Source organism: Rhizobium leguminosarum bv. viciae USDA 2370 (assembly GCF_002008365.1).
Lineage (GTDB): Bacteria > Pseudomonadota > Alphaproteobacteria > Rhizobiales > Rhizobiaceae > Rhizobium > Rhizobium leguminosarum.
Genome location: NZ_MRDL01000036.1, coordinates 151,553 through 177,217, shown reverse-complemented (window position 1 = coordinate 177,217; position 25,665 = coordinate 151,553). Strand labels below are relative to the sequence as shown.

Annotated in this window: 30 protein-coding genes and 1 pseudogene; 17 read left to right on the top strand and 14 right to left on the bottom strand. The window is 61.7% G+C overall.

Annotated features, from left to right (window positions below):
* Positions 1-263 precede the first annotated feature (263 nt).
* On the top strand, positions 264-1,280 hold the full coding sequence (locus BS629_RS15880; RefSeq protein ID WP_018243230.1) for an NAD-dependent epimerase/dehydratase family protein: 1,017 nt from the start codon (positions 264-266) through the stop codon (positions 1,278-1,280).
* 133 nt (positions 1,281-1,413) lie between these two features.
* Here BS629_RS15880 and BS629_RS15875 read toward each other — a convergent pair whose 3' ends face one another.
* On the bottom strand, positions 1,414-1,803 hold the full coding sequence (locus BS629_RS15875; RefSeq protein WP_018243231.1) for a hypothetical protein: 390 nt from the start codon (positions 1,801-1,803) through the stop codon (positions 1,414-1,416).
* Positions 1,804-1,996: 193 nt separating this feature from the next.
* On the bottom strand, positions 1,997-2,149 hold the full coding sequence (locus BS629_RS39220; RefSeq protein ID WP_018243232.1) for a hypothetical protein: 153 nt from the start codon (positions 2,147-2,149) through the stop codon (positions 1,997-1,999).
* Between the two features lie 518 nt (positions 2,150-2,667).
* On the opposite strand from BS629_RS39220, the gene BS629_RS15870 reads away from it, so the two are divergent.
* From BS629_RS15870 to BS629_RS15840, 7 genes are all read left to right on the top strand, one after another.
* Positions 2,668-4,758: a phospholipase D-like domain-containing protein gene (locus BS629_RS15870; protein WP_018243233.1), complete on the top strand. Its 2,091-nt coding sequence runs from the start codon at positions 2,668-2,670 to the stop codon at positions 4,756-4,758.
* A 158-nt stretch (positions 4,759-4,916) separates the two neighbouring features.
* Positions 4,917-5,618 (top strand): CerR family C-terminal domain-containing protein, encoded by a 702-nt coding sequence (locus BS629_RS15865; protein ID WP_018243234.1) that lies wholly within the window; start codon positions 4,917-4,919, stop codon positions 5,616-5,618.
* Positions 5,615-6,628: a secretion protein HlyD gene (gene hlyD, locus BS629_RS15860; RefSeq protein ID WP_018243235.1), complete on the top strand. Its 1,014-nt coding sequence runs from the start codon at positions 5,615-5,617 to the stop codon at positions 6,626-6,628. Before BS629_RS15865 ends, hlyD begins: the two co-directional genes overlap by 4 nt.
* A complete protein-coding gene (locus BS629_RS15855) occupies positions 6,625-8,370 on the top strand; it encodes an ATP-binding cassette domain-containing protein (protein ID WP_018243236.1) in 1,746 nt (581 codons plus the stop codon). Before hlyD ends, BS629_RS15855 begins: the two co-directional genes overlap by 4 nt.
* Positions 8,367-9,494, top strand: coding sequence for an ABC transporter permease (locus tag BS629_RS15850; RefSeq protein WP_018243237.1), 1,128 nt, complete (start codon positions 8,367-8,369; stop codon positions 9,492-9,494). The genes BS629_RS15855 and BS629_RS15850 overlap by 4 nt, the downstream gene beginning before the upstream one ends.
* A 1-nt stretch (position 9,495) precedes the next feature.
* Positions 9,496-10,605, top strand: coding sequence for an ABC transporter permease (locus BS629_RS15845; protein ID WP_018243238.1), 1,110 nt, complete (start codon positions 9,496-9,498; stop codon positions 10,603-10,605).
* Between the two features lie 130 nt (positions 10,606-10,735).
* Positions 10,736-11,131, top strand: a complete 396-nt coding sequence (locus BS629_RS15840) for a DUF1236 domain-containing protein (protein WP_018243239.1) — start codon at positions 10,736-10,738, stop codon at positions 11,129-11,131.
* On the opposite strand, the gene BS629_RS15835 is transcribed toward BS629_RS15840, so the two are convergent.
* The 6 genes from BS629_RS15835 to BS629_RS15810 all read right to left on the bottom strand — a co-directional run bounded on the left by BS629_RS15835 (position 11,132) and on the right by BS629_RS15810 (position 16,059).
* Positions 11,132-11,368: a hypothetical protein gene (locus BS629_RS15835; protein WP_018243240.1), complete on the bottom strand. Its 237-nt coding sequence runs from the start codon at positions 11,366-11,368 to the stop codon at positions 11,132-11,134. It lies immediately after the preceding gene.
* 98 nt (positions 11,369-11,466) lie between these two features.
* The gene (locus BS629_RS15830) at positions 11,467-13,002 is read right to left on the bottom strand and encodes a winged helix-turn-helix domain-containing tetratricopeptide repeat protein (protein WP_018517012.1); all 1,536 of its coding nucleotides are present in this window, start codon (positions 13,000-13,002) and stop codon (positions 11,467-11,469) included.
* 104 nt (positions 13,003-13,106) lie between these two features.
* Positions 13,107-14,150: a Gfo/Idh/MocA family protein gene (locus tag BS629_RS15825; RefSeq protein ID WP_018073767.1), complete on the bottom strand. Its 1,044-nt coding sequence runs from the start codon at positions 14,148-14,150 to the stop codon at positions 13,107-13,109.
* Between the two features lie 9 nt (positions 14,151-14,159).
* Positions 14,160-14,945 carry a ThuA domain-containing protein gene (locus tag BS629_RS15820; RefSeq protein WP_018243242.1) on the bottom strand — a complete coding sequence of 262 codons (786 nt, stop codon included), beginning with the start codon at positions 14,943-14,945 and terminating at the stop codon, positions 14,160-14,162.
* Positions 14,946-15,136: 191 nt separating this feature from the next.
* Positions 15,137-15,478 carry an SMR family transporter gene (locus tag BS629_RS15815; protein ID WP_018243243.1) on the bottom strand — a complete coding sequence of 114 codons (342 nt, stop codon included), beginning with the start codon at positions 15,476-15,478 and terminating at the stop codon, positions 15,137-15,139.
* A 17-nt stretch (positions 15,479-15,495) separates the two neighbouring features.
* A complete protein-coding gene (locus BS629_RS15810; protein WP_018243244.1) occupies positions 15,496-16,059 on the bottom strand; it encodes a TetR/AcrR family transcriptional regulator in 564 nt (187 codons plus the stop codon).
* 166 nt (positions 16,060-16,225) lie between these two features.
* Between BS629_RS15810 and BS629_RS15805 the strand changes: the two genes are divergently transcribed.
* Both BS629_RS15805 and BS629_RS15800 read left to right on the top strand, forming a co-directional pair.
* Entirely contained in the window at positions 16,226-16,636 is a 411-nt protein-coding gene (locus tag BS629_RS15805) for a group II truncated hemoglobin (protein ID WP_026188500.1), read from the top strand.
* Complete coding sequence (locus BS629_RS15800; RefSeq protein WP_018243246.1) at positions 16,633-17,004, top strand: DUF423 domain-containing protein; 372 nt, start codon at positions 16,633-16,635, stop codon at positions 17,002-17,004. Before BS629_RS15805 ends, BS629_RS15800 begins: the two co-directional genes overlap by 4 nt.
* 96 nt (positions 17,005-17,100) lie before the next feature.
* On the opposite strand, the pseudogene BS629_RS15795 reads toward BS629_RS15800, so the two are convergent.
* The 6 genes and pseudogenes from BS629_RS15795 to BS629_RS15770 form a co-directional block, all read right to left on the bottom strand.
* Positions 17,101-17,471, bottom strand: a pseudogene (locus tag BS629_RS15795) (bleomycin resistance protein).
* The gene (hmuQ, locus tag BS629_RS15790; protein ID WP_017994942.1) at positions 17,468-17,782 is read right to left on the bottom strand and encodes a heme-degrading protein HmuQ; all 315 of its coding nucleotides are present in this window, start codon (positions 17,780-17,782) and stop codon (positions 17,468-17,470) included. The pseudogene BS629_RS15795 and the gene hmuQ overlap by 4 nt, the downstream one beginning before the upstream one ends.
* 9 nt (positions 17,783-17,791) lie before the next feature.
* Positions 17,792-18,064 (bottom strand): hypothetical protein, encoded by a 273-nt coding sequence (locus BS629_RS15785; protein ID WP_018243247.1) that lies wholly within the window; start codon positions 18,062-18,064, stop codon positions 17,792-17,794.
* Complete coding sequence (locus BS629_RS15780; RefSeq protein WP_018243248.1) at positions 18,061-18,468, bottom strand: DUF2325 domain-containing protein; 408 nt, start codon at positions 18,466-18,468, stop codon at positions 18,061-18,063. The genes BS629_RS15785 and BS629_RS15780 overlap by 4 nt, the downstream gene beginning before the upstream one ends.
* A gap of 107 nt (positions 18,469-18,575) precedes the next feature.
* Positions 18,576-19,898 carry a cell envelope integrity protein TolA gene (gene tolA / locus BS629_RS15775; RefSeq protein WP_018517014.1) on the bottom strand — a complete coding sequence of 441 codons (1,323 nt, stop codon included), beginning with the start codon at positions 19,896-19,898 and terminating at the stop codon, positions 18,576-18,578.
* A gap of 55 nt (positions 19,899-19,953) precedes the next feature.
* The gene (locus tag BS629_RS15770; RefSeq protein WP_026188501.1) at positions 19,954-20,376 is read right to left on the bottom strand and encodes a hypothetical protein; all 423 of its coding nucleotides are present in this window, start codon (positions 20,374-20,376) and stop codon (positions 19,954-19,956) included.
* A gap of 176 nt (positions 20,377-20,552) precedes the next feature.
* Between BS629_RS15770 and hemP the strand changes: the two genes are divergently transcribed.
* From hemP to BS629_RS15735, 7 genes are all read left to right on the top strand, one after another.
* The gene (hemP, locus tag BS629_RS15765) at positions 20,553-20,735 is read left to right on the top strand and encodes a hemin uptake protein HemP (protein WP_012758649.1); all 183 of its coding nucleotides are present in this window, start codon (positions 20,553-20,555) and stop codon (positions 20,733-20,735) included.
* A gap of 8 nt (positions 20,736-20,743) precedes the next feature.
* Positions 20,744-21,793, top strand: a complete 1,050-nt coding sequence (locus tag BS629_RS15760) for a hemin-degrading factor (protein ID WP_018243251.1) — start codon at positions 20,744-20,746, stop codon at positions 21,791-21,793.
* A gap of 11 nt (positions 21,794-21,804) precedes the next feature.
* Positions 21,805-22,734, top strand: a complete 930-nt coding sequence (locus tag BS629_RS15755; RefSeq protein ID WP_018243252.1) for a heme/hemin ABC transporter substrate-binding protein — start codon at positions 21,805-21,807, stop codon at positions 22,732-22,734.
* A gap of 2 nt (positions 22,735-22,736) precedes the next feature.
* Positions 22,737-23,849: a FecCD family ABC transporter permease gene (locus tag BS629_RS15750; protein WP_018243253.1), complete on the top strand. Its 1,113-nt coding sequence runs from the start codon at positions 22,737-22,739 to the stop codon at positions 23,847-23,849.
* Between the two features lie 36 nt (positions 23,850-23,885).
* Complete coding sequence (locus tag BS629_RS15745) at positions 23,886-24,680, top strand: heme ABC transporter ATP-binding protein (protein WP_018243254.1); 795 nt, start codon at positions 23,886-23,888, stop codon at positions 24,678-24,680.
* Positions 24,681-24,827: 147 nt separating this feature from the next.
* Entirely contained in the window at positions 24,828-25,172 is a 345-nt protein-coding gene (locus tag BS629_RS15740; RefSeq protein ID WP_018243255.1) for a DUF883 family protein, read from the top strand.
* Positions 25,173-25,181: 9 nt separating this feature from the next.
* Positions 25,182-25,583 carry a hypothetical protein gene (locus BS629_RS15735; protein WP_018243256.1) on the top strand — a complete coding sequence of 134 codons (402 nt, stop codon included), beginning with the start codon at positions 25,182-25,184 and terminating at the stop codon, positions 25,581-25,583.
* The last annotated feature ends 82 nt before the right edge of the window (positions 25,584-25,665 follow it).

Sequence of the window (25,665 nt, the reverse complement as noted above, 5' to 3'; positions counted from 1 at the left end):
AGACGACCGGCCGGCCATAACATGCAAGCAATCATGTTGCAATGCAGCATAGCGGCCGAGAGCCGCGGCTGATCGGCAGACGATATCGATGGTCTCGCCCTCATCCGGCAAGGCAGCGGCCGACAGGCCGCCGACAGTAGAGACAGCGCTGTGACCTTCTCTTTCAAAGACCTATCGACTCGGCCTCTTTTTATCTTGTAAGTGGGGTCACTTGATACGGAATCGGCTCTTTGCCGCCGGCAGGGAGCCGAGAAAAGGTGGGAATGCGCTACTTCATTACAGGGACTGCCGGCTTTATCGGTTTTCATCTGGCGAGGCGCCTGCTGCAAGAAGGGCATGACGTCACAGGCTTCGATGGCCTCACTCCCTATTACAACGTCAAGCTCAAGGAGATGCGCCATGCGGCACTCTCCCAGTTTCCGACCTTCAAACCCGTCATCGCGATGCTCGAGGACCGCCCAGCCCTGGAAGCGGCCGTTCTGGAAGCCAAGCCCGACATTCTGATCCACCTCGCCGCACAGGCCGGCGTGCGCTACAGCCTGGAAAATCCAGAGGCCTATCTTCGTTCGAACGTCGAAGGCTCGTGGAACATCATGGAAATCGCGCGGCGCGTCGAAATCCGCCATCTGATGCTGGCCTCGACATCATCGATCTATGGCGCCAATGCGACCGTCCCCTTTCGCGAGACCGATCGCGCCGACGAGCCGCTGACCATCTATGCTGCGACCAAGAAATCGATGGAGCTGATGGCGCATAGCTATGCCCATCTTCACAAGATTCCAACTACGGCATTTCGTTTCTTCACCGTGTATGGTCCGTGGGGCCGGCCCGACATGGCGCTGTTCAAATTCACCAAGAACATGCTTGAAGGCCTACCGATCGAGATCTACGGCGAAGGCAAGATGAGCCGTGACTTCACCTATATCGACGATCTTATTGAAGCGATCGTCAGACTGTCGGCAATCGGCCCGAGTGAGGAAAACCGTCTCGACGACGCGGCTGTCGAAACGCTTTCGCGCCAGGCGCCCTTTCGCGTCGTCAATATTGGCGGAGGCCAGCCGGTCAGCCTGATGGATTTCGTCGAAACGGTAGAAAAGGCGCTCGGCCGTCCTGCCATCCGCAAGATGCTGGCGATGCAAAAGGGTGATGTGCCGCGTACCTTCGCCGCCCCCGATCTGCTCGTCGCACTGACGGGCTACAAGCCCGATACGACCTTGGAGGTCGGCGTCAAGGCCTTCGTCGACTGGTATCTCGACGTGCGCGGTGAGCTCGACACCTAGAGCATTTCCGTTTTTCTTCGAATCACGGAAATGCTCTATCTCTCTGTTTTCACGCAACCGCTGCGCACTTTTGCTGAAATTGCTCTAGGTGCGGACGATCGTAGGTCGGATCGGCCTAAGTTCTGGCTAAGTGTCAGCGAAGAAACGCAACTGCCTGCACGGCCTCGACCGCCGTCGAAAACACGTAACCGACGACGACAACGGTGAGGCTCTGCGAATAGGTCTTGAGCCGGGAGCCCTCGCCCTCGACGATCGCGGGGCTGCGCAGGACGAAAGGAACGCCAGGGCGCACGAAACCGGCGCGTGTCGTCAACGGAACCTCGGGTGAATGGCCGATGGCGGAGGTGTACATCAGATCGCGGGCAAGGCTGGCTGGACCGATGGCGAAGGCCGGCTCGGCAGCGGCGGCGATGGTCAGAGTCAAGGCGATGGCGGCAAGAGTTCTGTGCATGTCGAAGTCCCCGTTTGCTGATCGGCGGGCTTTCGGTTTGCCCGGCTCCAAACGATCGATGCGTCTGTCCACGCCTCGGTCGCTTTCATGAGGCCACTCTACACATCAGTATTTTCAGGGCTTTTAAGCGGATCGGTCAAATTTTACGAAATTTGACTTTCTGTCCGGAAGGGCTCGGGACGCACAAGGAAAAATGTCTGCTGGCCTGCAGGCCAACAACGCAACATCAGAAAACGTGTTGATGACCTGGACGCTGCATCGCAGTCTACAGAATGCGATCCAGCTTCTTGTTGAGGTGCAGGTTCGGCATCAATCCTGCGCTTTGCGCGGCATGATAGGATTCTCGCGCCGCATCGAACGAGATCGACCACATGATGGCGCTGAGCAGCAGCGCGATGATATAAATCTGAATACGCATCGAACCGGCGATACGGAAAGAGCAAGGCAGTTTTGTGTCAAAACATAGCCACAGGAATCACAAAAAGTGGCACTTCTTTTATTTCGCAGTCGGCAGGCAGCAGACATATTAGTGTCGTGAAAATTAGCGATATTGTATCGCTACCTGTTAGCAGCCGACCCCGAGGCTTGGTTCCTCTTCCCACCCCGAGAACCCTGAGAGGTCCGTTCTCCACGGGCCTCTTTGCCTTCTTTCCGGAACAGCTGAGATCGCCAGATCCGATAGACGCTGAACCGCGCATCTCGATCCCAATCAGGCACGCGTCCCGCCATGAGCGATGTCACGTTACTTTAGTATCGTTAGCCTATATGTGTTGAAATGGACTCAACCGACGATAGAGTTGGTTCACTCGAGATCTGGGGTGCGCATGCCTGCAGAGCCAATTGCCCCGGCAACGGGTGGCATGGCAGGCGCATGCGATCTTCATCGTCATGGCGGATGCAATCGTGGTCTGAGCAAACAACGGGCGGGAGGCAGGCATGGGAAGGATTACCAAGGCAGGCGCATGGTGCAACGGCGAGGTCGCCTACCTCGCCTGGATGGCTGACGGCCCGATTGCCGATTGCCTCGGCTTCATGATCACCCGCGTACACGAGACCGGGCCGGAGGCCGGAGCCCGGCGCATCCTGCCGACCTGGATCGCTTTTACCGACCAGTCGAATCCAGACTGGCTGGAGCAGGACAGTTCGGTCTGGCCGATCCAGCAATATCAATGGCGCGACCTGACGCTGCGCCGCTCCCGCGACGAGGCGACCGTTCGGCCGATCGATTTCAGGATTCACTATGAAATTACGCCGCTCGGCCTTGCGGGCCCCGGCCGGAAACCGGTTCCCGCCTCCGACACCGCCCCCTATCGCGATGAAAACGGCAAGCCGCGTTATGTCGGGCCGCCACGGCCGCTCTTTTTTCTGGACGAACCCTTCAAGACCGAGAGCATCGACGTCACCCATGATTTCCCGGGCGGCGGCGCCATCAAGGCGACCTATACCAACGGCATCCTTTCGACGCAGAACCTGCTGCGCCAGCTGGAAAAGGTCCAGGGCGTCAAGCCGGAGAATATTGCCCCCGGCCCGGCGATGCGCATTACCGAAGGCCTGCTGAAGACGCTGAAGGCCCACATCCCGAAAAAGGGCGATCCAATCCGCCTGTTCCTGACCGCCGATGTGCTGAGCTTCCTGACGATGCTGATCGACCGCGCCGAGACGGGCAACGGCGAGCTCTATCTCGCGCTCTACGAGCTGCACGATCCCGAACTGATCGAGCGGCTGACGGCACTGGTCAAGGCCGGCAAGGCGCATGTGATCCTTTCCACCTCGGGCTCGACCGATCTCAACAAGAAGGGCGACCCGCTGCCGAGGAAACTGGTCGTCTGGGACACCGGCAACCATGATGCACGCATCGGCCTCCATGCCGCCGCTCCCGCGGCAGAGCGCATGCAGGATCGCCTCTTCAACAACAACAGCCATATCGGCCACAACAAGTTCGCCGTCTATGTCGAGGGTGGCGTCGCGCGAGCCGTGATGACCGGCAGCACCAACTGGACCGAAACCGGCCTCTGCACCCAGTCGAACAACGTCATCCTGATCGAGGACAAGAATGTCGCCGCCCGTTTCCTCGCCTATTGGAAGCTTCTGCGGGACGATCCGCAACCTGTGGGCGTTCCGCTGACCGTTTCCAACCATGGTGAGACCGCCGAGGGCTTTGCCCCGAGCAAGGGCGTGCAGGGCCCCGCCCTGCGCTTGGCGAATGCCGCGCCGACCGGGCCGGTGACGCTGAAGGACGGAAAGACCACCGTCGAAATCCTGTTTTCACCCAACACCAAGGCGCCGAGCAAGAACAAGACTTCACCGACACCCGTCGATCTCAGCCGCGTCTATTCGCTGATGGAGCATGCCGACAGCGCCATCCTGTTCCTCACCTTCTATCCCGGTGTGCGCGGCGAACAGAACGTCATCGGCCAGGCAGCGGAGCTTGCCGTCAAGCGACCGGACCTGCTCGTCCAGGGCGCGATCAGCAATCCGGCAGCACTGCCGCCGGCAAAACCCGGTGAACCCACAACCTATGTCCATCAGCCGGGTGGCGAGGTCAGGGACCTGCCGCAGCGGGCGATCTGGTGGCCGGACGGCGATACCGGCCGTGTCGTCATGGTGCGCGCAGCGGCCATCTCCGCCCAGTTCGGCGATCTTCGTCCCGAATTGCTGAGCGCCGGCCACGCGATCATCCACGACAAGATCGTCGTCATCGACCCGCTCCATCCTGACAATTGCACTGTCATCACCGGCAGCCACAACTTGGGTTACAAGGCCTCCTACCAGAACGACGAGAACCTGCTGATCGTCCGCGGCAACCAGTCGCTTGCCGTCGCCTATGCGATCCACATTCTCGACGTCTATGACCACTATGTCCTGCGCGCCAAGCTGCAGGAGGAATTGCGCCAGTCGTTGATTGCCACAGGCCGGCCGCCCAAGGCGGAATCGGGTGGCTTCCTCAACGCCAAGGCAAGCTGGCAGGGGCGTTGGTTTGCCCCTGCCAAGGCTCCGTCGAGCCGGGATTACTTCCTAGGCCTCTGATCGCCACCCAAGCATTGCGTCCATCGAATTGAAGACATCCGGATAGCGGATGCCTTCTTCTGGTTCTTGCCTTCGCATCAGCGAAGGCAAGAGTGATAGCGCCGCCTAAAATATATCAATCGATTGACTTATTTCCCTGCCAATGCTATAAAATTGTCATGACCCAAGAACACGACAACCAGCCACCGGCCTCCGCCCGTGCAGAGATCGCACGCCAGAAGATGCTGTCCGCTGCCCTCGACGTCTTCGGCCGCTATGGCTTCGACGGCGCCTCGACGCGCCAGCTCACGGAAGCGGCCGGCGTCAACCTGCAGGCCATCCCCTATTACTTCGGCAGCAAGGAAGGCCTCTACATCGCCACGGCCGAATATCTGATGATGCGGATCAATACGCATGTCGGTGACATGAGGGCGCGCGTCGGCGCGCATCTGTTGGCGCTCGATGCTGCAGGCAAACCGCTTGGTGAAGCTGAGGCCCGCCATTTCCTGACCGAGATTTTGCAGACCATGGTGACGCTGTTTGTCGGCAGGGAATCCGAATCCTGGGCGCGCTTCCTGATCCGCGAGCAGATGGAACCGACGGAAGCCTTCACACGGGTCTATCAGGGCCTCATGCGGCCGATGATTGAGATGGGCCGGCGGCTGATCGGCGCCATCCTTCATGAGGATCCCGCCTCGGAACATGTGCGCCTGCGCACCTTCACCCTTCTCGGCAGCATCCTCGTCTTTCGCGTTGCCCATGCAGCCGTGCTCGCCCAGATGGAGTGGGATGGCGTCGGCCCCGAACAGGTGGAAACCGTGCGCGGCCTGGCCGCAGAGCTGGTCGATGCCATCGGCCCGCTGAATGGAAGTGCAGCATGAAACGCATCCTTCCCATCGCCATCCTTCTTCTCGTTGCGGCAGGGGCCGCCGCCTGGTGGTACGCCCTGCCCCAAAAGCTCGGCTGGTTGCCAGAGGCCAGCCGCGAATTCGTCCTTTACGGCAATGTCGATATCCGTCAGGTCTCGCTCGGCTTCCGTGTCAGCGGCCGCCTCGCCGAACTCCACGCCGACGAAGGCGACGTCATCAAGAGCGGAGACGTTCTCGCAAAGCTCGATGCAGCTCCTTATGAATTCGCGGTCCGCTCGGGCGAGGCCAATGCCGCAGCCCTTCAGGCGACGCTCGACAAGCTGAAGGCCGGTCCGCGGCCGACCGAGATCGCCCAAGCGCGCGCCGCCTATGACGAAAGTCTCGCCGATCTCCGCAATGCCAACCTCGCCTATGACCGCGCCCGCCAGTTGCGCCCGCAGGGCACAATCTCTGAGGCGAGCCTCGACCAGGCGACTGCCGCAAGGGCGATGGCCGCCGCACGCTCCGATTCCGCCAACGAAGCACTGAAACTGCTGCTGGAAGGCTCCCGTGTTGAGGATATCGCCTCCGCCGACGCCCAGTTGAAGGCGGCTCAGGCAACACTCGCCTCCGCCCGCACTTCGCTCGATGATACCGAGCTGCGCGCCCCGAACGACGGCGTCATCCTCTCGCGCGTGCGGGAAAATGGCGCGATCGTTTCGCCGGCGGACACGGTCTTCGTGTTATCTCTGACCGAACCTGTCTGGGTGCGCAGCTATGTCGCCGAGCCTGATCTCGGCCGCATCCATCCCGGCATGAAGGTTTCTGTCGCCTCCGATACGTCGCCCGACAAGCCCTATGAAGGCACGATCGGCTTCATCTCGCCGGTCGCCGAGTTCACCCCGAAATCGGTGGAGACGCCGGAGCTCCGGACCGACCTCGTCTATCGCCTGAGGATCGTCATCGACAAGCCCGGCCCGGATCTGCGCCAAGGCATGCCGGTCACCGTTCGCTTTCCCACGCCGACAGCGGGCGGACAATGAGCGCCGCCGAGACCGGCCGGGACGACAAGCCGCTCGTCCGGATCGACGGCGTCACCAAGCGCTTCGGCACCGCGCCGGCCGCCCTTGACGCCGTCTCCGGCGCGATCGGCGGCGGCGCAATCACCGGCCTCGTCGGCCCTGATGGCGCCGGCAAGACAACGCTGATCCGCCTGATGACCGGTCTGATGTTGCCCGACGTGGGAACGATGGAGGTTCTCGGCTTCGATACGCGCAAAAACGCTGCCGGCATCCAGGCGGCGATCGGCTACATGCCGCAGCGCTTCGGTCTCTATGAGGACCTCTCGGTGCAGGAAAACCTCGATCTCTATGCCGATCTGCGCGGCCTGCCGAAGAGCGAACGAGCAGGCGCCTTCGACGAATTGCTCACCTTCACCGACCTCAAACGCTTCACCGGCAGGCTGGCCGGAAAACTCTCCGGCGGCATGAAGCAGAAGCTCGGCCTTGCCTGCGCGCTTCTGAAGAAGCCGCGCCTGCTGCTGCTCGACGAGCCGGGCGTCGGCGTCGATCCGATCTCGCGCCGCGACCTTTGGAAGATGGTCGAGAACCTGACGAAGGAAGGCATCGGCGTGCTCTGGTCAACCGCTTATCTGGATGAGGCGGAAGCCTGCGATCACGTGCTGCTTTTGAACCAGGGCAAGCTGCTCTTTTCGGGAAAACCGATGGAAATGACCGAGCGCGTCAAGGACCGGGTCTTCAGGGTATCCGATGTCAGCGGCCGCCGCCGGCAGGTGCTCGCCGAACTCCTGCAGGCCGATGGCGTCATCGACGGCGTGATCCAGGGCGAGGCGATCCGCATCGTCGCGGCGAAGGGCAAGAAGCCCGATATCGGCAAGGCGGGCGATGGCGCAACGCTCGCCCCTGCCCCGCCGCGCTTCGAGGATGCCTTCATCGACATGCTGGGCGGCGGTCCCGGCGGCCGCTCGCGGCTGGCAGAGGCGCAGGAGCCAGTGAAGGATGATGGCGATCGGCCGGTGATCGAGGCCAAGGGACTGACCAAGCGCTTCGGTGATTTCACCGCTGCCGATGACATCAGCTTCGATATCCGCCGTGGCGAGATCTTCGGCCTGCTCGGTCCGAACGGCGCCGGCAAGTCCACCACCTTCAAGATGCTCTGTGGCCTGCTGAAGCCGACCGGCGGCGAAGGCCGTGTTGCTGGTTTCGATCTTCGCCGCGATGCCGCCGAAGCCCGCAACCAGCTCGGCTACATGGCGCAGAAGTTCTCGCTCTACGGTGATCTCACAGTCATGCAGAACCTCGAATTCTTCTCTGGTGTCTATGGGCTTCGCGGAAAACACCGGCGCGAGCGCATCGATCTCATGGCCGGCATCTTCGATTTCGGCCGCCATATCGGCCAACCGGCCAAGGACCTACCACTCGGCCTGAAGCAGCGGTTGGCGCTAGCCTGCGCCGTCATGCACGAGCCGCGCGCCCTCTTCCTCGACGAACCGACTTCCGGAGTCGATCCGATTACCCGGCGCGAATTCTGGACGCATATCAATGCGCTGGTCGAAAAGGGCGTCACCGTGCTCGTCACCACCCATTTCATGGACGAGGCGGAATATTGCGACCGCATCTCGCTGATCTACCGCGGCCGCTCGATTGCGCTCGGCTCGCCCGATGAATTGAAGGCCCGGATCGCGACCAAGGAGCAGCCGGACCCGACGATGGAGGATGCCTTCATCGCCCTCGTCCAGCAATCGGAAGCGGAGGATGCCGCATGAGCGCCTCTTCCGGCAGGCTTCGGCGTCTTTCAGCTCTGGTGCGCAAGGAAAGCTTCCAGGCGATCCGCGATCCGAGCAGCATCCTCATCGCCTTCGTGCTGCCGCTGATCCTGCTCTTTCTTTTCGGCTACGGCGTCTCGCTCGATACCACCCGCACGCGCATCGGCCTCGTGACCGAGGAGATGACGCCGCTGACACAGGATCTGTCGGCCAGTTTCCAGGCCTCGCGCTATTTTGATGTCGCCATGGGACGCGACCGGCGTCTGTTCGAGGAAGACCTCGTGCTCGGCAAGGTGCGCGGCATCGTCGTCATTCCGGCCGACTTCACCACGCGCTACACCGCCGGCAACCGCCCCGGTATCCAGGTGATCGTCGACGGCTCCGATCCGAACACCGCGAATTTCGTGCAGAATTATGCCCAGGGCGCCGTCGCCAACTGGGAGCGGCAGAGGCAGGCGGACGTCGCCGTGCAGAGTCCTGCCATCTCGGTCGAGCAACGCTTCTGGTTCAATCCCGAACTGACCAGCCGCAATTTCCTTGTGCCGGGCTCGATCGCAATCGTCATGACGCTGGTCGGCACGCTCCTGACCTCGCTCGTCGTCGCTCGCGAATGGGAGCGCGGCACAATGGAGGCGATGATGGCGACGCCGGTGACGGCGGTCGAGCTGCTCGCAGGCAAGATCCTGCCCTATTTCCTGCTCGGCCTCACCTCGATGACGCTCTGCGTGCTGCTTGCGGTCTTCCTCTTCGGCGTGCCGTTCCGCGGCTCCGTCGCTGCTCTTTACGCATTGTCGGCCGCCTTCCTGATCCCGGCGCTCGGCCAGGGCCTGTTGATCTCGACGGCAACGAAGAACCAGTTCCTCGCCTCGCAGCTGGCGCTGATTACCGCCTTTCTACCGGCCTTTCTGCTGTCTGGCTTCCTCTTCGAGATCAATTCCATGCCGGTGGTGATCCAGTGGATCACCTTCATCGTGCCGGCGCGTTACCTGATCCCCAGCCTGCAGACGGTGTTCCTCGCCGGCGACATCTGGCCGATGTTCCTGCAGGCGATATCGGTCATGCTGACGATCGGCGCCATCATGTTCATGCTTGCCGCCCGCAGCACCAGAAAAAGGATCGGCTGAGATGTGGACAAGGCTTTACGCCCTGATCGTCAAGGAATTGCTTGCCGTCCTGCGCGACCCCAAGGGCCGCGCCATCCTGATCGGCCCGCCGATCGTCCAGCTTCTCGTTTTCTCCTATGCGGCGACGCTCGAGGTCCGCAATGTCGACGTCCTGATCCTCAACCGCGACAGCGGCCACTGGGGCCAGGAACTGATCGAGCGCATCGATGGCTCGCCGACTTTCCGGAAGATCGAGATCGCCTCCAGCCAAGCGGAGGTCCGCGTGGCGATCGACAACCAGACGGCCATTGCCGCCGTCGAGATCGGCCCTGACTTTTCGCGCAATATCGAGGCGGGAGCGCCGGCCGACCTGCAGATGGTGCTTGATGGCCGCCGCTCCAACGCCTCGCAGATCGTCGCGGGCTATCTCTCGCAGATCGGTGCAGCGCTCGCTGCCGAGACCCCGGCCGGCAAACGCGCCGGCGCCGATATCGTGTCGACCGTGCCGCGCAACTGGTTCAATCCGAACCTCACCTACCAATGGTTCATGGTGCCGAACCTGATCGCCAGCATCGCGCTGCTGATCGGCCTGATCGTCACCGCGCTGTCGATCGCCCGCGAACGCGAACTCGGCACCTTCGACCAGCTGATGGTCTCGCCGCTGCGCATCCACGAGATCCTGATCGGCAAGCTGATCCCGCCGATGATGATCGGCCTCTTCCACATCACCGTCTATATCCTGGCCGCAGTCTTCCTCTTCGAAGTGCCGCTGCGCGGCTCGCTCTTCCTGCTTTACGGCAGCGCGATCTTCTATCTCGGCTCGGTCGCCGGCCTTGGCCTCTTCATCTCGGCACTGTCGATGACGCAGCAGCAGGCGATCCTCGGCGCCTTCCTTTTCATGGTTCCGGCCATGCTGCTCTCAGGCTTTGCGACGCCGATCGAGAACATGCCGGGGTGGTTGCAGCCGGTGACCCTGATCAACCCGCTGCGCTATTTCCTGGTGATCGTCAAAGGCGTCTTCCTCAAGGATATTCCGCTGAGCGAGGTGGTGAACCAGACGATCCCGCTGGCGCTGATCGCCACCGTTACGCTCAGCGCCGCCGCCTGGCTCTTCCGCCGGCGGCTGGAATAACGCCTCCCAACCCCGGCTTCAGCCGCCTCACATAATGTGAACCGGCCTTCCAAAGCGTGACTCTCTCCTGCTGGAACCTCGGATTGGCGTGGTCGTTACCCAAACGCAACCCCAGCAAAGGAGAAGCAAAATGTACAAGGTCCTACTTGTCTCCAGCGCCCTTGCGCTGTCGTCACTTGCAACCAATGCGCTCGCTGATGGAGCCGTGACCGGTGCAGCCGGTGGTGCCATCACCGGCGCAATCGTCGGCGGCCCCGTGGGTGCTGCCATTGGCGGCGTGGCCGGTGGTGTCGCCGGTGCCGTTGTCGATCCGCCGCCGCGCGAGGTCGTTACCTATGTCCAGCAGCAGCCGGCCCCGACCGCCTCCGTGGTAGTCCAGGAACCGATCGTCGTCGGCAAGCCGCTTCCGGCAGACGTCGTCGTGACGCCGGTGCCTGACAATCCGAAATATGCCTACACGGTCATCAACAATCAACGCGTGATTGTCGAACCCCGCAGCCACCGTGTGGTGCAGGTCATAGAATAATCAGGCAACCGAAGCCGCCTGTTGCGGCTCGGCAACTTCCGGCCCCGCTTCGGCGGGGCCTTTTTTCGTGCGCTTGCGCCACCTGCCGATCAGCGAGAACAGAACGACAAGGTGCCGTGGCAACTTGGAGCCTTTCCTAGGAAAGGCTCCAAACCCCTGTGGCAGCGCCTCTATCGGAATTCGGTCGCCGTAAAGCTTGCCCTGTTTGAGCGATAGAATATGCATGCTGGAAAGCATGAGCCGATCCTCCATCCTGATTGATGGGATCAGCGTGGCCGAAGCGACGGGGCTGGGTCTTTAAAGTCCGACTAAAAGCTGCAAAAACTTGCAAAAGCCTATAGCCGCGGCCGCATCCCGGCGCGCGCCAGTCCTTCCAGAACCGGCGCAAAACGCAGCGGATCCTTGGCCGGCTGACCCGCCAGAATGCCTTCCAGCGTCACATCAGGTGCCATCGCCTCGAGCGCATGGAGGAACTGGCGCGCCTGCTCCATATTGCCGAGATGCGCATGTGCGGCGATCAACATCCAGTAGGTCGGGTCGAAATGGGCATTGAGCGCCAGCGAACGAGAGGCGTATGAAATTGCCGCCTCGTAATTGCCGCGAAAGAGTTCGGCCATGGCAATGCCCGTCAGCGAAAACCGCGCATCCGGATCGCGGGGTCCCAATTTCACGGCGCGATGCAGTCGCTCGAGCGCCTGTTCGATATCGCCGCAGTGCAAGGCCGCAATGCCGGAGCAGGCCGCGACCAGAAGATCGTTGGGATTGGCGGCAGCGGCGGCCTCCAGCACGGCCATGCCACCTTCGTAATCCTTGCCCGTCTGCAGCAATGCCATGCCGCAATGGGCCATCACGCGGGGATCGCCGGCCGAATGCTGAAGCCCGCGACGGGCAAGGCTGATACATTCCGCCTTGTCGTCCGTCCCGAGCCGTGGCCAACCCATGGTAATGCGATGTTCGAGCGCCCATGCGGCATGGGAAAGCAGCATCGCATTTTCCGGCTCCATGGCGAGCGCTTCCTGCAGCAAGGCATAGGCGGCGGCATTACTTTCGATCGATTCGTCGATGATCGCGGCAAGCGCACGCAGATAGAGATCGTAAACTGCCGGACTGTTCGGCCGGTCACGTCGTGACCTCTGGATTTCGGCGATCTCGATCGCCGGCTCAACGATCGAGGCGACGCGTTCGGTGATATGGTCCTGGAAGGCGAAGATGTGGCTGATGCCGTCTTCAAAATGATCGGCCCAGAGATTGGTCGCGGTCACGCCGTCGACCAGCTGCACATTGATACGCACCTGCCCGCCTTCCCGCCGGATGCTGCCTTCGAGCACGTAGCGTACTCCGAGCTCCGCCGCCACCTGTCGCACATCGATGCTGCGTCCCTTGTAAATAAAGGCGGAATGGCGCGAGACGACCGAAAAGGAGCGGAAGCGCGCAAGGGCGGTGATGATCTCCGTCACCACGCCATCGGCAAAATAATCCTGGTCGACATCGCCACCGAGATTGACGAAGGGAAGAACCGCGACGGAAGGCGGCTGCGGCGCCACGGGCGCCATCCCGGCATCGTCCCGGCGCGGCAGGCGATAACCGACCCTGGGAACCGTGACGATCCACTCCGTGCCATCGGGCCTTGCGCCGAGAATCTTCCTGAGCGTGGCAATCTGAACCGTGAGGTTGCCTTCCTCCACGGCAAGCCCCGGCCAGGCCCTGTCCATCAGATCCGCCTTGGTGACGACGCGGCCCTCAGCCTCCAGCAGCAAACCGAGCAGAGCTGCCGGCCGTGGTCCCGTCGCAATGGACTTCCCTTCCCGCCACAGGCTTCCTGTCACGGGATCGTAAAGGAACGGACCAAAGGAAAGCGTCGAGCTGCCCATGCAGAAGCATAGCGTCAAAATCTCGCAAACGAAAAGCGGATCAACGCGCCGATGCGCTGGATAAGCTGCCGTCGGATGAACGGCGGCCTATCCAGCGGACAGGATCAGACCTTCAGCTCGCGCCGCTCGCGCTCGGTCACCATCGCAAGATCGAGCACCTTCTGCAGGTTGGCGGCGTGGCGGAAGTTCGGATCCGGCTGGATGCCGCTTGCCACGGCCTCGGCAAAACGCTCGTAGTTGGTCGCTACCGGTTCAACCTCGATCTTCGTCCAGGTGGCGGTTTCGACATCCTCGCCGAGGCAGCCATGCAGCTCAGAACCGCTGGGACGATGGATGACCTCAAGGCTGCCCCTCTCGCCATAAATCCGCAGCTTCAACTCGTTCAGATGCCCTGTCGCCCAACGGCTGGCATGGATGACGCCGAGTGCACCATTGGCGAAATCGACAGACATGGTGAAGCTGTCATTGGCATCGAGCAGATATTCGCCGATCTGGCCGCCCGGCGCCTTGTTAAAGGTCTTCAGCCGCGCAAAGACGTGGTCGATGTCGGTCGCCGCACCATAGGCGGCGAAATCGAGGATATGGATGCCGACATCGCCGAGCACGCCGTTCGAGCCATGGCCGGTGGAAAGCCGCCACAGCCAGGTCGATTCTGTGCGCCAGTCGCCCCAGGCGCGCGACACGAGCCAACTCTGGAGATAGGAGGCTTCGACGTGCCTGATCGTGCCGAGCTCGCCGGCGAGCACCATCTCACGGGCGCGCTGCAGCGGCGCGACGTTTCGATAAGTCAGGTTGACCATGTTGATGACGCCGGCTTTTTCGGCCGCCTCTGTCATCTCCAGCGCCTTCGCATAGTTCTCCGCCAGCGGTTTTTCGCAGAAGACGTGCTTGCCGGCGGCAATCAGAGCCATCGTCGTCGGGTGATGGATGCGGTCGGGCGTCACGTTCGTCGCCGCATCGAATTCACCCCAGGCGATCGCCTCCTCCAGTGAAAGAAACCGCTTTTCGATGTTGAACTTGTCGGCGAAGGCCGAAAGCCGCTCAGGATCGGTGTCGACGGCACCGACCACAGTCACGCCGTCGATAAGGGGGAAGCGGGCGAGCTGGTTTTTCGCCATCACCCCGGTGCCAAGAACGAGTAGTCGCATGGATGCTCCTCAGCGGTAACCGGCTTCGCCGGCCTGGTGCAGTTTCGGGCCGCGTTCGACGATCGGCTCCAGTGCTTTTTCTACCGGGACATTTGGAGCGTCGGTGATACCAGTCAACGCCCCCTCAGGGTTATAGGCCCACTTCACGCCGTTGATCAGCACCTTCTGGACATTGACGTCGTGATAGGTCGGATAGGTCTCGTGACCGGGGCGGAAATAGAAGATATTGCCGGCGCCACGGCGCCAGGTCAGGCCCGAGCGAAACACTTCGCCGCCCTGGAACCAGGAGATGAACACCGTTTCGAGCGGCTCCGGCACCGAGAACTGCTCGCCGTACATTTCTTCGTTCTCGAGCTCGAAATGCTCGCCGATGCCTGCTGCGATCGGATGGCGCTGATTGATTGTCCACAGACGCTCGCGTTCACCCGCCTCGCGCCATTTCAGCGCGCAGGGCGTACCCATCAGCCGCTTGAAGATCTTGGAGAAATGCCCCGAATGCAGCACGAGCAGGCCCATGCCTTCCCAGACGCGCTTGGCAACACGCTCGACGACGACGTCGGAGACCGCGCCGTGATCCTTGTGGCCCCACCAGGTCAGCACGTCGGTTTCGGCAAGGCGGGCTTCGCTGAGGCCGTGTTCCGGCTCCTGCAGCGTCGCTGTCGTCGCCGAGATATCGGAATCGGTATTCAGCGCGTTGGCGATCGTCGTGTGCATGCCTTCGGGATAAATATCCCGGACGATGGCATTGGTATTCTCGTGGATATTCTCTCCCCAGACGACGGTGCGAATGGCCATGATGTGCTCCTGTAGAACCTGGAAGTATCGATAGGCGGGAAGGCAGGATTCAAAGCGCTTTGGAAAATGGCGCTGGCTGCGCCTCGTCTCCTCCACGTTCAAAGAACACATAGACCTTTGTCAGTATTTTGACAAAGGGGAAAATTTACCGGCCTGAGGCGGAGAAACGGCCTTAAAATATCACAGCAATATCAATGCGAAACGGATTTCGAGAATAGATTGACGACCACAACGCCCGATATGATCAGCCCGAGCCCGACGACTGCCGGCAGGTCGAGGCGCTGCTTGAAGAAAACCAGACCGACCGAGGAAATCAGCACGATTCCCAAAGCGCTCCAAATCGCATAGGCGATACCGACGGGGATGCTTTTCAGGGTCAGCGACAGGCAATAGAAGGCAGCCGCATAACAGGCGACGACGAGTGCCGTCGGCCCGATGCGGGTGAACTGCTGCGACAGCTGCAGCGCGGTCGTGCCAATGACTTCGAGCACGATGGCTGCAAACAGCAGCCCGTAGACGGCGGCCTGGCTCATGGCGAATCCCTTTCGAATTACTTGCCGGTCAGTTCGACAAGGCGATCGATGAGATCCCGCCTCAGAACGCCGCTGATATCATGGCTTTCCAACGTATCTGCGAACCAAAGTCCGTCGGCGGCGAAACGCACGACTTGTGCGTCGAGGGAGGAGTCTGTGCCGATATATTCCTCCGACCGCGCCTGTACCCATTGGCGCCAGCGAAGACGCAACCGGGGTTCGGCAAGAAGCGCGATCGTCACCTGCGTCCAATTCCTGGAATCGTCGGGACGATCCTTGAGACCGGATACCGCCCTGAGATAGGCGCGGGTGAAGCGGCCCTGCGGCAGCGGATCGCCGCGCATCAGTTCCTCTATATCGGCGTCGAACTTTTCGAGCAGGCTCTCGAACAAGGCGTCGAGCAGCGCATTCTTCGTCGGGAAGTGATGCAGCAGCCCGCCCTTGCTGACGCTGGACGCAGCGGAAACCGCATCGAGCGTGACGGCGGCCATGCCTTCGCTGGCAGCAAGGCGCGCGGCGACCTCCAGCAACTGCTGGCGCACGAGGACGGGCTGCTTCTTGCGATGATGAGCGTTCAACATGCAAATTAAAAGATACCGTCCGGACGGTTTTGTCAAGGAGAATCGGCCACAACCCCTGCCGTGCCTGCATTATGCGCGAAATGCCGCGGCACCTTGATGACAGTTGCGATCATTTTCCGCCCGGTGCATGAAGGGCCTGGGGATTAGGATGGCATGGGATGGTTTCGTGACGGAGAAGATCACCACACTCTATCAGGCGGTCGGCGGCGATCCTGTCGTACGGGCGCTGACGCACCGCTTCTATGAGCTGATGGACACGCTGCCGGAGGCGAGAAACGTGCGCGCCGTGCATCCGCCGAGCCTTACCGGCAGTGAAGAGAAATTCTACGAATATATGAGCGGTTATCTCGGCGGCCCGCCGCTCTATACCGATAAGCGCGGCCATCCGCGCCTGCGCAGCCGCCATTTCGTCGCCGAGATCGGCCCTGTCGAACGCGACGAATGGCTGCTCTGCTTCCGCCGCGCCCTGGACGAGACGATCGCAAGCCAAGCGCTGCGCGATCTCATCTGGGCGCCGGTGGAACGACTCGCCTACCATATGCAGAACAGGGCCCCTGACCACAAGGAACAACCATGAGCTTGAACGCGCGTCTGGAACCGGTGCTCTATCTCTTTGCCGGCCTGTTCGGCGTAGCCGGCGTGGCGCTTGCCGCCCTTGCTGCCCATGGCGGCGGCGAGGCCAATCTTGCGGCATCCGCATCTGCCATGTGCCTTGCCCACGCCCCTGCCCTGCTGGCATTGGCTCTCGGCAGTGCCAGGCTCAGAACCGCCTGGCTGGCCGGTTTCCTGTTGATTGTCGGAACGCTGCTTTTTGCGGGCGATCTCGTCACCCTGCGCTTTACCGGCTCCGGCCTCTTCCCCTATGCCGCGCCGACCGGCGGCTGGGCGATGATGCTTGGCTGGCTGGCCGTTGCGGCAGGCGCTGTCTTCCGCGCCAAGGCATAGAGCATTTCCGTTTTTCCCCGAGCGAGGGAATTTCTCTATGTTTTGTTTTCTCGCAATCCGGACGCAAAACCGCTGCGCACTTTTGCTGGAGTTGCTCTAGTCACGCGGCTGCGGCACACGGCCGAAGCGCAGCAGATTGCCGTGCGGATCATGGATGTAGAACTCTCCATGTTCCATGGCCGCACCTCCATATCGCTCAGGCGCTCGACGCCCTTTTCGCGATATTCCGCGTGGAGGGCGCCGATGCCGCCGCCTCGGAGATAGACGGAGCTGTTCTGGCAAAGCGTGGCATCCTGCGTCCGCCAGAAATGCAGCTCCATGTCGTCGCGCCGCAGGACGAGATAGTCCGCCGCCCGACAGACGATCTCGGTAAAACCGAGCGCATCGCGGTAGAAGGCAAGCGTCTCATCGATATCGAGCGACGGCAGGACCGGCAGAACCTCGATGCGATCCGGCCCTTCGTTCATATGCCGTCGACGACGTTGAAGCCTTCGAAGACTGGCGGTCCCTTGTAGATCGCCTTGTGATCGCCGGCATTGCGGTGCGCTGCACGAAAGCTCTCGGACTTCGTCCAGTTCTGAAAATCCGCCTCGCTTTTCCAGACCGTGTGCGAGGAATAGAGCGTGTAGCCTTCCTCGTCGTTGACCTTGCCGCGCAGCAGGCGGAATTCGACGAAACCGGGCACCTCGGGCAGGCTGGAATCGCGATTGCGCCAGACCGTCTCGAAATCGCCTTCGCTCCCGGTTGCAACCTTGAAGCGGTTCATTGCGATATACATGAAATCTCCTTACGCCTTCCTCTTGCCCGCCCTTGCCGCACGCGAGGGAAAGGCGAGAACATTATCGCCGTTTGCCGCCGCCGGGCCAAGCGGTCTTGTTGCCACCTCTCCGGGCATGCGCGCTTCCCAGGTCGGAAAGAACATCACATTCTGGTAGATCTGCTGGCGTTCGGCATGCTGCTGGAAAAGCTCGTAGAGTTCGGGCACGAGGCCCTCGCCTGTCTGCGCGGCAAGCTTGTGCAGGCCGATCATGGTGAAGCCGTCGGGGCGCTGGTCGTTCATCGGGAATTGTCTCGTTCGTTCATCGTCTGCAGCGCACGCTCCAGGCTGGACTTGCTGCCGTTGCGAAGCGGGATGAAGGCCTTGCCGAACTTCTTGCAGCCGGTCTTCACGCGCAGGCAGGCATCGTGGCTGATACAGTCGATCGGGCAGAACACGCAGTCGACCGAGGGAAGGACGGTATCGATGCGCGAAACCGCTTCGCGTAAGCCGCCGTCGTGATGAATGAGCTCGGCGCCGAAATTGCTGCAGATCTGGCGAAGATGCGCCACCTGGCAGTCACGGCCGCCGACATAGAGGAAACTGCGGCCATCCAGTTTGGATCGCCCAAGGGATGCCTGACCGGCGTCCTCGCCCGCGCTGTCGCGGACCTCCCGGTTCGAACCCTTCTTGCCCTTGCGAGCCATATACCACCCGTTCGCTCGTTGATCGTCACACGATTCCTGCGTGTGCGAGCGGACCTTATTAAACTTGATTTTTAGAGTAAAGTATAAAGTTGATTACTTTTATCATATTATCTAGTGACCTGAACTTCCTGGGTGAAAGTCCAGCTAGGCTTACCCCACTCCGAGGGTAGCGGCGGAAACGGCGCCGCGCGCCGCACACCATCCAGAACAGCTTTATCCAACTCTGCAATACCCGAACTGCGAGCAACAGAAACCGACGCTACCCTGCCTGTTCCGTTAATCGTCAATTGAATCCTTACCGTCATACCGTCGCTCTTGTTTTTGTATTCATCAGGCACGCGAACAGCGCGACGGATCCGCTTCTGTATCTTACCAGGGTAGTTGGCTACGGCAGCACTTCCCATACCATCAGTTCCGCCTGTCGTGGTTGACGTGCCGTCAGTTTGCGGCCCGTGCTGGCCGTTCACCGTGCCCCTCGTCGAGTCCTCACGATCTGAGCCCTCTTTCCCACCAGCAGGCTTGGCCCTCTTCTGAGACTGCTTCTTTTCAACGGGTTTCGGTTTTTCAGCCTTCGGCTTCGGTTTGTCTTCAGGTTCCGGCGACACTTCGACAGTCTTTACTTCTTCCGGCGGAACTGCGGTGGGCTGGACAGCCGTTGGCACTACTTCTTCCGGTACTGTTGCCTGCGCGATATCAGGCATGGGCTGTTCGGGCACAGCCGTTGCCATCGGCTGAGCGACGAAAGATTCTGCAGGGCTCTCGGAGACAAGCACCTCTGGCTCGGCGGCAACAACGGCCTCAGGGGAAACCCGCGTAACTTCCTGCACCGACTGAACGGTCTCCATCGTTTCAGTTTCGACCGGCTGGGCCTGCTCCGGCGGCACGGTCGTGGCATTTAGTTCGGTGGCCTCCTCCGATTGAACTGTATCCGGCTCAACCTCCTCCGAGGCAACTTGCTCGGGCTGGCGCTGTAACTCTGGATCGCCGGCCGATGTCTGGTCAACGTCAGAGTCGCCATACACGACGACGCTGACAGCCTCACCAGCATCTTCAATCGCTTCGTTCGGCGGCGTCGGCATGAACACGCTAAGAGCAACCACCAGACCCGCATGAAAAAAGAACGAACCAATACAAGTCAGCGCCACCCGTCGCCGCACCGGCTTCTTCTCGTCCTCCTGCTTTTCCACCGCCGCATCGATCGGCGGCGCAGGAACGGAGGCTATCGGCTCGGCTTCCGGATGATCGGGAAAGGCGGGTATCTGCGCGAAACGCGCATAGTGGACCACCGCCTCGCCAGCCGGCTGCCGCTGCACATTGCGCAGGTCGGAAAGCTCGTGGCCGGGATGCATGTTATTGTCGTTCAGACTGCCGTCAGCGTCCGGCTCCCCGATGAGCACCTGTCTCGATCTGGACTTCGCTGAAATTGCCATTTGTATGCCTCGGACAGTCTGACCATGCCCGCCGGGATTCATTCCCAGCGTATTCTTAGCCCTCGAAGGGAACGGAAATCTGTGAACGGGTAACAAGACCCTTCATGCATTCGCCCGTCGCCGGGCCGTCGCAGACCGGCGTGTCGTTGATGATGATGCGCGTGACCGTCTCGCACTTCACATTCGGCATATCGAACTGGCGCACGCGCTTCTTGCCCTGCGGCAGATCGCGGAAATCGAGCACGGTGATGCGGTCGACGGCATTCTTGTCGTTGAAGAAAGCGAGCTCGAAGGAGATCTTGCTGATCGGCGCCTGAAGATTGTTCTCGGCGACGAAGGTCATCATGCAGCCCTTTTGCGACGGCGCCAAAGCGTTGAGTTCGACATCCAGCTTGGCGGTTGCGGCATCCTGCGCCTGGCATACGCTTGAAACCGCCATCACCACGCCGGCTGCAACAGCCGCAAACCTAACCGTCATCATCTTCTCCGCCATTGTCGCGAACCGCCGCCAGGCGGCTTCATATCAGCAATCTCAAAAACTTGACTATATTAGTCTCCTATTGCGTCTTTAAAAAACTATGAGTAAGAAAGTCAAGATAATTGTCATCACAACCGGGGACCCTGATCACCGGTCTCGCGGAATTGCCAACTGAAATGATGGTTGAAAAGCCAGATAACTTTAAGCACGTGCCGCTGCAGAGCGAGCCTGCGGCGCAGCACCGGATCGTCGAAAGCGCGGATCTCTTCCGCGGCACGAACGAGATCATGATTAGACACGACGGCTTGGTCTATCGCCTGAAGATCACCCGTCAGGGCAAGCTCATTCTCAATAAGTAGGGTAGGACATGACCGAACAGACAAGACCGGCGCCAGCCGAAATCCGTACGTTTCGCGCCGAGAATCCGAAAATGCGCGAGCGCGATATCGCCGCGCAGCTGAAGATTTCCGAGGCAGCCCTCGTCGCCGCCGAAACCGGCATCAGCGTGACCCGCATCGATGGCAGCGCACTGAAGCTTCTCGAACGCGTGGCCGGCCTCGGCGAAGTGATGGCGCTGTCGCGCAACGAAAGTGCCGTGCACGAGAAGATCGGTGTCTTCGAAAACATCAAGAGCGGTGCGCAGGCCGCGATCGTTCTCGGCGAGAATATCGACCTGCGCATCTTCCCGAGCCGCTGGGAGCATGGTTTCGCCGTATCCAAGAAGGATGGCGACCAGGAGCGCCTCAGCCTGCAATATTTCGACAAAACAGGCAACGCCGTGCACAAGGTGCACCTGCGCCCGAGCTCGAATGTCGAGGCCTATCACGCGATCGTCGCCGAGTTGAAGCTGGAAGACCAATCGCAGGAATTTGTCGAGGCTGAAACCTCGAACGCCGCCGATGATACTGCCGACGTCAGCCGCGACGAACTGCGCGACAACTGGAGCAAGCTCACCGATACGCATCAGTTCTTCGGCATGCTGAAGCGCCTGAAGATCGGCCGCCAGGCGGCGGTGCGCACTGTCGGCGACGACTATGCCTGGAGGCTCGACAACAGCGCAACGGCAGAGATGATGCATGCCTCTGTGAAATCTGGCCTGCCGATCATGTGCTTTGTCGCCAATGACGGCATCGTCCAGATCCATTCCGGCCCGATCTTCAACGTGCAGTCGATGGGCCCGTGGATCAATATCATGGACCCGACTTTCCACCTGCATCTGCGCCAGGATCACATCGCCGAGACCTGGGCCGTGCGCAAGCCGACCACGGACGGCCACGTCACCTCGCTGGAGGCTTACAACGCAGAAGGCGAGATGATCATCCAGTTCTTCGGCAAGCGGCAGGAAGGTTCCGACGAACGCGCCGCATGGCGCGAGATCATGGAAAACCTGCCGCGGGCAGCAAGCGTGGCCGCATAAGGATCGCAACGATGACGATGCGTAACAATCTGCGCCGGATCCGCCCTTGGGAACTGGCCCTGACGGCGGCCGTCATGGCGCTGCCGCTGATCCCGACGGCGCGCCCAATCGAAGGCTTCGCCTTCGTCCGCGCCGCCCACGCTGACGAAAAGAAGCTCGACACCTCGCGCCTGGTTTCGGTCGGTGGCGACATCACCGAGATCGTCTATGCGCTCGGCGAAGAAAGCCGGCTGATTGCCCGCGACACGACGAGCATGTATCCGGAGGCGGCGTTGAAGCTGCCCAACGTCGGTTACATGCGCGCGCTCTCGCCGGAAGGCATCCTCGCCATGAACCCGACGGCGATCATCGCCGTCGACGGTTCAGGCCCGCAGGAGGCGCTGACCGTGCTGAAGAATGCCAGCGTGCCCTTCGAAACCGTGCCGAGCGCCTTTACCCGCGACGGTATCATCGCCAAGATCGACCGTGTCGGCACGCTGCTTGGCGTGCCCGACAAGGCGAAGGCACTTGAAGAAAAGGTCGCGGCCGATCTCGACGCGGCGATCGCCGATGCCGAAAAGCGCCCGGAGGCCGAACGCAAGCGCGTTCTCTTCATCCTCAGCGCCCAGAACGGCCGGATCATGGCATCGGGCACCGGCACGGCCGCCGATGGGATCGTCAAGCTCGCCGGCGCCATCAACGCCGTCGGCGCATTCCCGGGCTATAAGCCGCTGACGGACGAGGCGATCATCGAAGCCAAGCCCGATATCATCCTGATGATGAACCGCGGCGATGGCGCCGGTACCAAGAACGAGGACCTGCTGGCTCAGCCGGCGATCGTGCTGACGCCGGCAGGCGAGAAAAAAGCGATCATCCGAATGGACGGCGTCTACCTGCTCGGCTTCGGCCCGCGCACCGCAGCCGCCGCACGTGAGCTCAACTCGGCGATCTACGGGGGCTGATCATGGCCCTGCCGCAAGCCATGGCGGAACGAAGGCGACCATTCCCGATGGCGGACATCCGCGAAATCAGGCAGGCGGGCGACAGGACGCGGCTCGCCTTGCTGGCGATCGCGCTGCTCGTCGCCGGCTCGGTCTTTTCGATGCTGTTTTCGGTGACGACAGGCGCCTCGGATGCCTCGATCCTCGACGTCATCAGCAACATGGCCGGCTCTGAGACGGCGCTCAGCACGCGTGACCGGATCATCATCTTCGATATCCGCCTGCCCAGGGCGATTCTTGGCTTCCTGATCGGCGCCTCGCTGGCCGTCTCCGGCACGGTGATGCAGGGCCTGTTCCGCAATCCGCTGGCCGATCCCGGCCTGGTCGGCGTCTCCTCCGGCGCAAGCCTCGGCGCGGTCGCGATGATCGTGCTCGGCAGCGGCCTTGCAGCTCCGCTCCAGGCGCTTCTCGGCATCTACGCTCTGCCGGCGGCCGCTTTCGGCGGCGGCCTCGTCACGACGCTACTGCTCTACAGGATCGCCACCCGTCATGGTCAGACCTCGGTTGCGACAATGCTGCTTGCCGGCATCGCGCTCGGTGCGCTCGCCCTCGCCATAACAGGCTTGCTGATCTACATGGCCAACGACCAGCAGCTGCGCGACCTGACCTTCTGGAGCATGGGCTCGCTTGCCGGCGCCACATGGACGAAGATCGCTGCCGCCAGCCCGATCATCCTGTTGTCCTTCACCGCCCTGCCCTTCATGGCCCGCGGCCTCAATGCCATCACGCTCGGCGAGGCGGCCGCCTTTCATATGGGCGTGCCGGTGCAGCGGCTGAAGAATGTCGCGATCGTCGGCGTCGCCGCGGCGACCGGCGCGTCCGTCGCCGTCAGCGGCGGTATCGGTTTCGTCGGGATCGTCGTGCCGCATATCCTGCGTATGGCGATCGGCCCCGACCATCGTTTCCTGCTGCCGGCCGCAGCACTGCTCGGCGGCTCTCTGCTGATCTTCGCGGATGTCCTGGCGCGCACCCTGGTTGCCCCGGCCGAACTGCCGATCGGCATCATCACCGCGGCGGTCGGCGGCCCGTTCTTCCTATGGATCCTGCTGAGGCAGCGTTCGCGCCTTGCCCTGTGAGTGACCCCGGTGAGTGACCCCGTGAGTGACATTTAGATGATCGAAGTTTCCGGCGTCTCCGTGCGCCTTTCCGGCAAGACCATCATCAGCGACGTCGCCTTCACGGCAAAGGCCGGCGAACTGACGGCGATTGCCGGGCCGAACGGCTCCGGTAAGACGACGACGATGAAAGCCATCTCCGGCGAACTTGCCTATGGCGGCTCGGTGCGCATCGGCGGCGACGAGGTGAAGGGGCTGAAACCCTGGCAGCTTGCCGCCATTCGTGGTGTGCTGCCGCAGGCGAGCACCATCTCCTTTCCCTTTACCGTGCGCGAGATCGTCCGCATGGGCCTGACATCAGGCCTCAACCTGCATCCCGACAAGGCCGAGCAGACGGCCGCCGCAGCACTAGCCTCCGTCGACTTGACCGGCTTCGAAGGCCGTTTCTATCAGGAGCTCTCCGGCGGCGAGCAGCAGCGTGTGCAGCTTGCCCGCGTTCTCTGCCAGATCGCCGAGCCCGTCGTCGACGGTAAGCCCTGCTGGCTACTGCTCGACGAACCGGTCTCGAGCCTCGACATCAGCCACCAGTTGACCATCATGACGCTCGCGCGCAATTTCTGCGAACGCGGCGGCGGTGTCATCGCCGTCATGCACGATCTCAATCTGACGGCGCTCTTTGCCGACCGCATCGTGCTGATGAAATCCGGCCGGCTCGCGGCCGCCGGCAGCATCGTTGAGGTGCTGACGGACGAAACGATGCTCTCGGTCTTCGGTTGCGCGCTGCGCATCAACCAAGTGCCGGCCGACGGTACGCCCTTCGTGCTCGCCCACAGTGCCGTTTCCCGCCCCTGAGCACTGCTCCGGCGGAACTTTTGATCGTCCGGCACGTTTTTGGCATGATCTGGGTCAATGCCGGGCGATATCATTCATGCAACGGACGGTGGTGACCCTCGTGCGAAACAGGCGGGCTTGCGCGCGCCCCAGCCAATGGAGACAGCCATGAGCTATTCTATCTTCCAGTCCGCCCGCAGCCGCCGCAACGGCACCTTCCACAATCTGGAATCCGGCATCGAGGAGCAGATCGAGGCGCTGCGCGATGAACTCGCGGAACTGACGCGCCTCGTCGGCAAGAGCTCGCGCCACCAAGGCGAGAAAATCCGCAGCCAGGCCGGCGCCGGCTACGAAGAACTGCTTGGCCGCAGCGAGGATCTGCTGCGCGAATTGCAGCACGGCTATGAGCGCGGCGCGACGGAAATGCGCGATACCGTACGCAAGCATCCGCTGGCAACCATCGGCGCCGCAGCCGCTTTCGGCCTTGCCATCGCCTTCCTCGCCCGGCGCTGAGGAAGCGCGATGCTGTTTTCGATCCTCAGCCTGCTGACGGGCGCAAGCGTGCACCGGACCGTTGTGCGCGCCAAGCGCAATAGCATCTTCATTGCGCTTGCCGTGCTCTTCCTTCTCACCGCCTACGCGCTGGCCGTCACCGCAGGCGCCATCTGGCTCGCCGCCATCTACGGCCCAGTCGGGGCTGCCCTCTTCCTGGCCGCCTGCGCGCTGCTGATCGCCATCATCGCCCTGGTCGCGATGTCGATCATCAACACCCGGGAAGCACGCCGCGCCCGTGAACGCCGTGCTGCGGTGGAATCGCTGGCAACGGTCGGGCTCGGCCTGATCCGCGCCCAGCCGCTCCTAACCGCCGGTGTTCTGGCAGCAATCGTCGCAGCCAATCTGGTGGGCTCGAAGCGCGACGATTGATTGAGGGACTCGCTCTATGCGTACTCGCTACGAAAATGGAGAGAGTGAACACTTTCCCCCTCACATACGAGCGGAAAATTAG

Coding starts and splice junctions, on each gene's coding strand:
- BS629_RS15880 (WP_018243230.1), top strand. CDS start 264: ATGCGCTACTTCATTACAGGGACTGCCGGCTTTATCGGTTTTCATCTG.
- BS629_RS39220 (WP_018243232.1), bottom strand. CDS start 2,149: ATGCGTATTCAGATTTATATCATCGCGCTGCTGCTCAGCGCCATCATG.
- BS629_RS15870 (WP_018243233.1), top strand. CDS start 2,668: ATGGGAAGGATTACCAAGGCAGGCGCATGGTGCAACGGCGAGGTCGCC.
- BS629_RS15865 (WP_018243234.1), top strand. CDS start 4,917: ATGACCCAAGAACACGACAACCAGCCACCGGCCTCCGCCCGTGCAGAG.
- hlyD (WP_018243235.1), top strand. CDS start 5,615: ATGAAACGCATCCTTCCCATCGCCATCCTTCTTCTCGTTGCGGCAGGG.
- BS629_RS15855 (WP_018243236.1), top strand. CDS start 6,625: ATGAGCGCCGCCGAGACCGGCCGGGACGACAAGCCGCTCGTCCGGATC.
- BS629_RS15850 (WP_018243237.1), top strand. CDS start 8,367: ATGAGCGCCTCTTCCGGCAGGCTTCGGCGTCTTTCAGCTCTGGTGCGC.
- BS629_RS15845 (WP_018243238.1), top strand. CDS start 9,496: ATGTGGACAAGGCTTTACGCCCTGATCGTCAAGGAATTGCTTGCCGTC.
- BS629_RS15840 (WP_018243239.1), top strand. CDS start 10,736: ATGTACAAGGTCCTACTTGTCTCCAGCGCCCTTGCGCTGTCGTCACTT.
- BS629_RS15835 (WP_018243240.1), bottom strand. CDS start 11,368: ATGCTTTCCAGCATGCATATTCTATCGCTCAAACAGGGCAAGCTTTAC.
- BS629_RS15830 (WP_018517012.1), bottom strand. CDS start 13,002: ATGGGCAGCTCGACGCTTTCCTTTGGTCCGTTCCTTTACGATCCCGTG.
- BS629_RS15825 (WP_018073767.1), bottom strand. CDS start 14,150: ATGCGACTACTCGTTCTTGGCACCGGGGTGATGGCGAAAAACCAGCTC.
- BS629_RS15820 (WP_018243242.1), bottom strand. CDS start 14,945: ATGGCCATTCGCACCGTCGTCTGGGGAGAGAATATCCACGAGAATACC.
- BS629_RS15815 (WP_018243243.1), bottom strand. CDS start 15,478: ATGAGCCAGGCCGCCGTCTACGGGCTGCTGTTTGCAGCCATCGTGCTC.
- BS629_RS15810 (WP_018243244.1), bottom strand. CDS start 16,059: ATGTTGAACGCTCATCATCGCAAGAAGCAGCCCGTCCTCGTGCGCCAG.
- BS629_RS15800 (WP_018243246.1), top strand. CDS start 16,633: ATGAGCTTGAACGCGCGTCTGGAACCGGTGCTCTATCTCTTTGCCGGC.
- hmuQ (WP_017994942.1), bottom strand. CDS start 17,782: ATGTATATCGCAATGAACCGCTTCAAGGTTGCAACCGGGAGCGAAGGC.
- BS629_RS15785 (WP_018243247.1), bottom strand. CDS start 18,064: ATGAACGACCAGCGCCCCGACGGCTTCACCATGATCGGCCTGCACAAG.
- BS629_RS15780 (WP_018243248.1), bottom strand. CDS start 18,468: ATGGCTCGCAAGGGCAAGAAGGGTTCGAACCGGGAGGTCCGCGACAGC.
- tolA (WP_018517014.1), bottom strand. CDS start 19,898: ATGGCAATTTCAGCGAAGTCCAGATCGAGACAGGTGCTCATCGGGGAG.
- BS629_RS15770 (WP_026188501.1), bottom strand. CDS start 20,376: ATGACGGTTAGGTTTGCGGCTGTTGCAGCCGGCGTGGTGATGGCGGTT.
- hemP (WP_012758649.1), top strand. CDS start 20,553: ATGATGGTTGAAAAGCCAGATAACTTTAAGCACGTGCCGCTGCAGAGC.
- BS629_RS15760 (WP_018243251.1), top strand. CDS start 20,744: ATGACCGAACAGACAAGACCGGCGCCAGCCGAAATCCGTACGTTTCGC.
- BS629_RS15755 (WP_018243252.1), top strand. CDS start 21,805: ATGACGATGCGTAACAATCTGCGCCGGATCCGCCCTTGGGAACTGGCC.
- BS629_RS15750 (WP_018243253.1), top strand. CDS start 22,737: ATGGCCCTGCCGCAAGCCATGGCGGAACGAAGGCGACCATTCCCGATG.
- BS629_RS15745 (WP_018243254.1), top strand. CDS start 23,886: ATGATCGAAGTTTCCGGCGTCTCCGTGCGCCTTTCCGGCAAGACCATC.
- BS629_RS15740 (WP_018243255.1), top strand. CDS start 24,828: ATGAGCTATTCTATCTTCCAGTCCGCCCGCAGCCGCCGCAACGGCACC.
- BS629_RS15735 (WP_018243256.1), top strand. CDS start 25,182: ATGCTGTTTTCGATCCTCAGCCTGCTGACGGGCGCAAGCGTGCACCGG.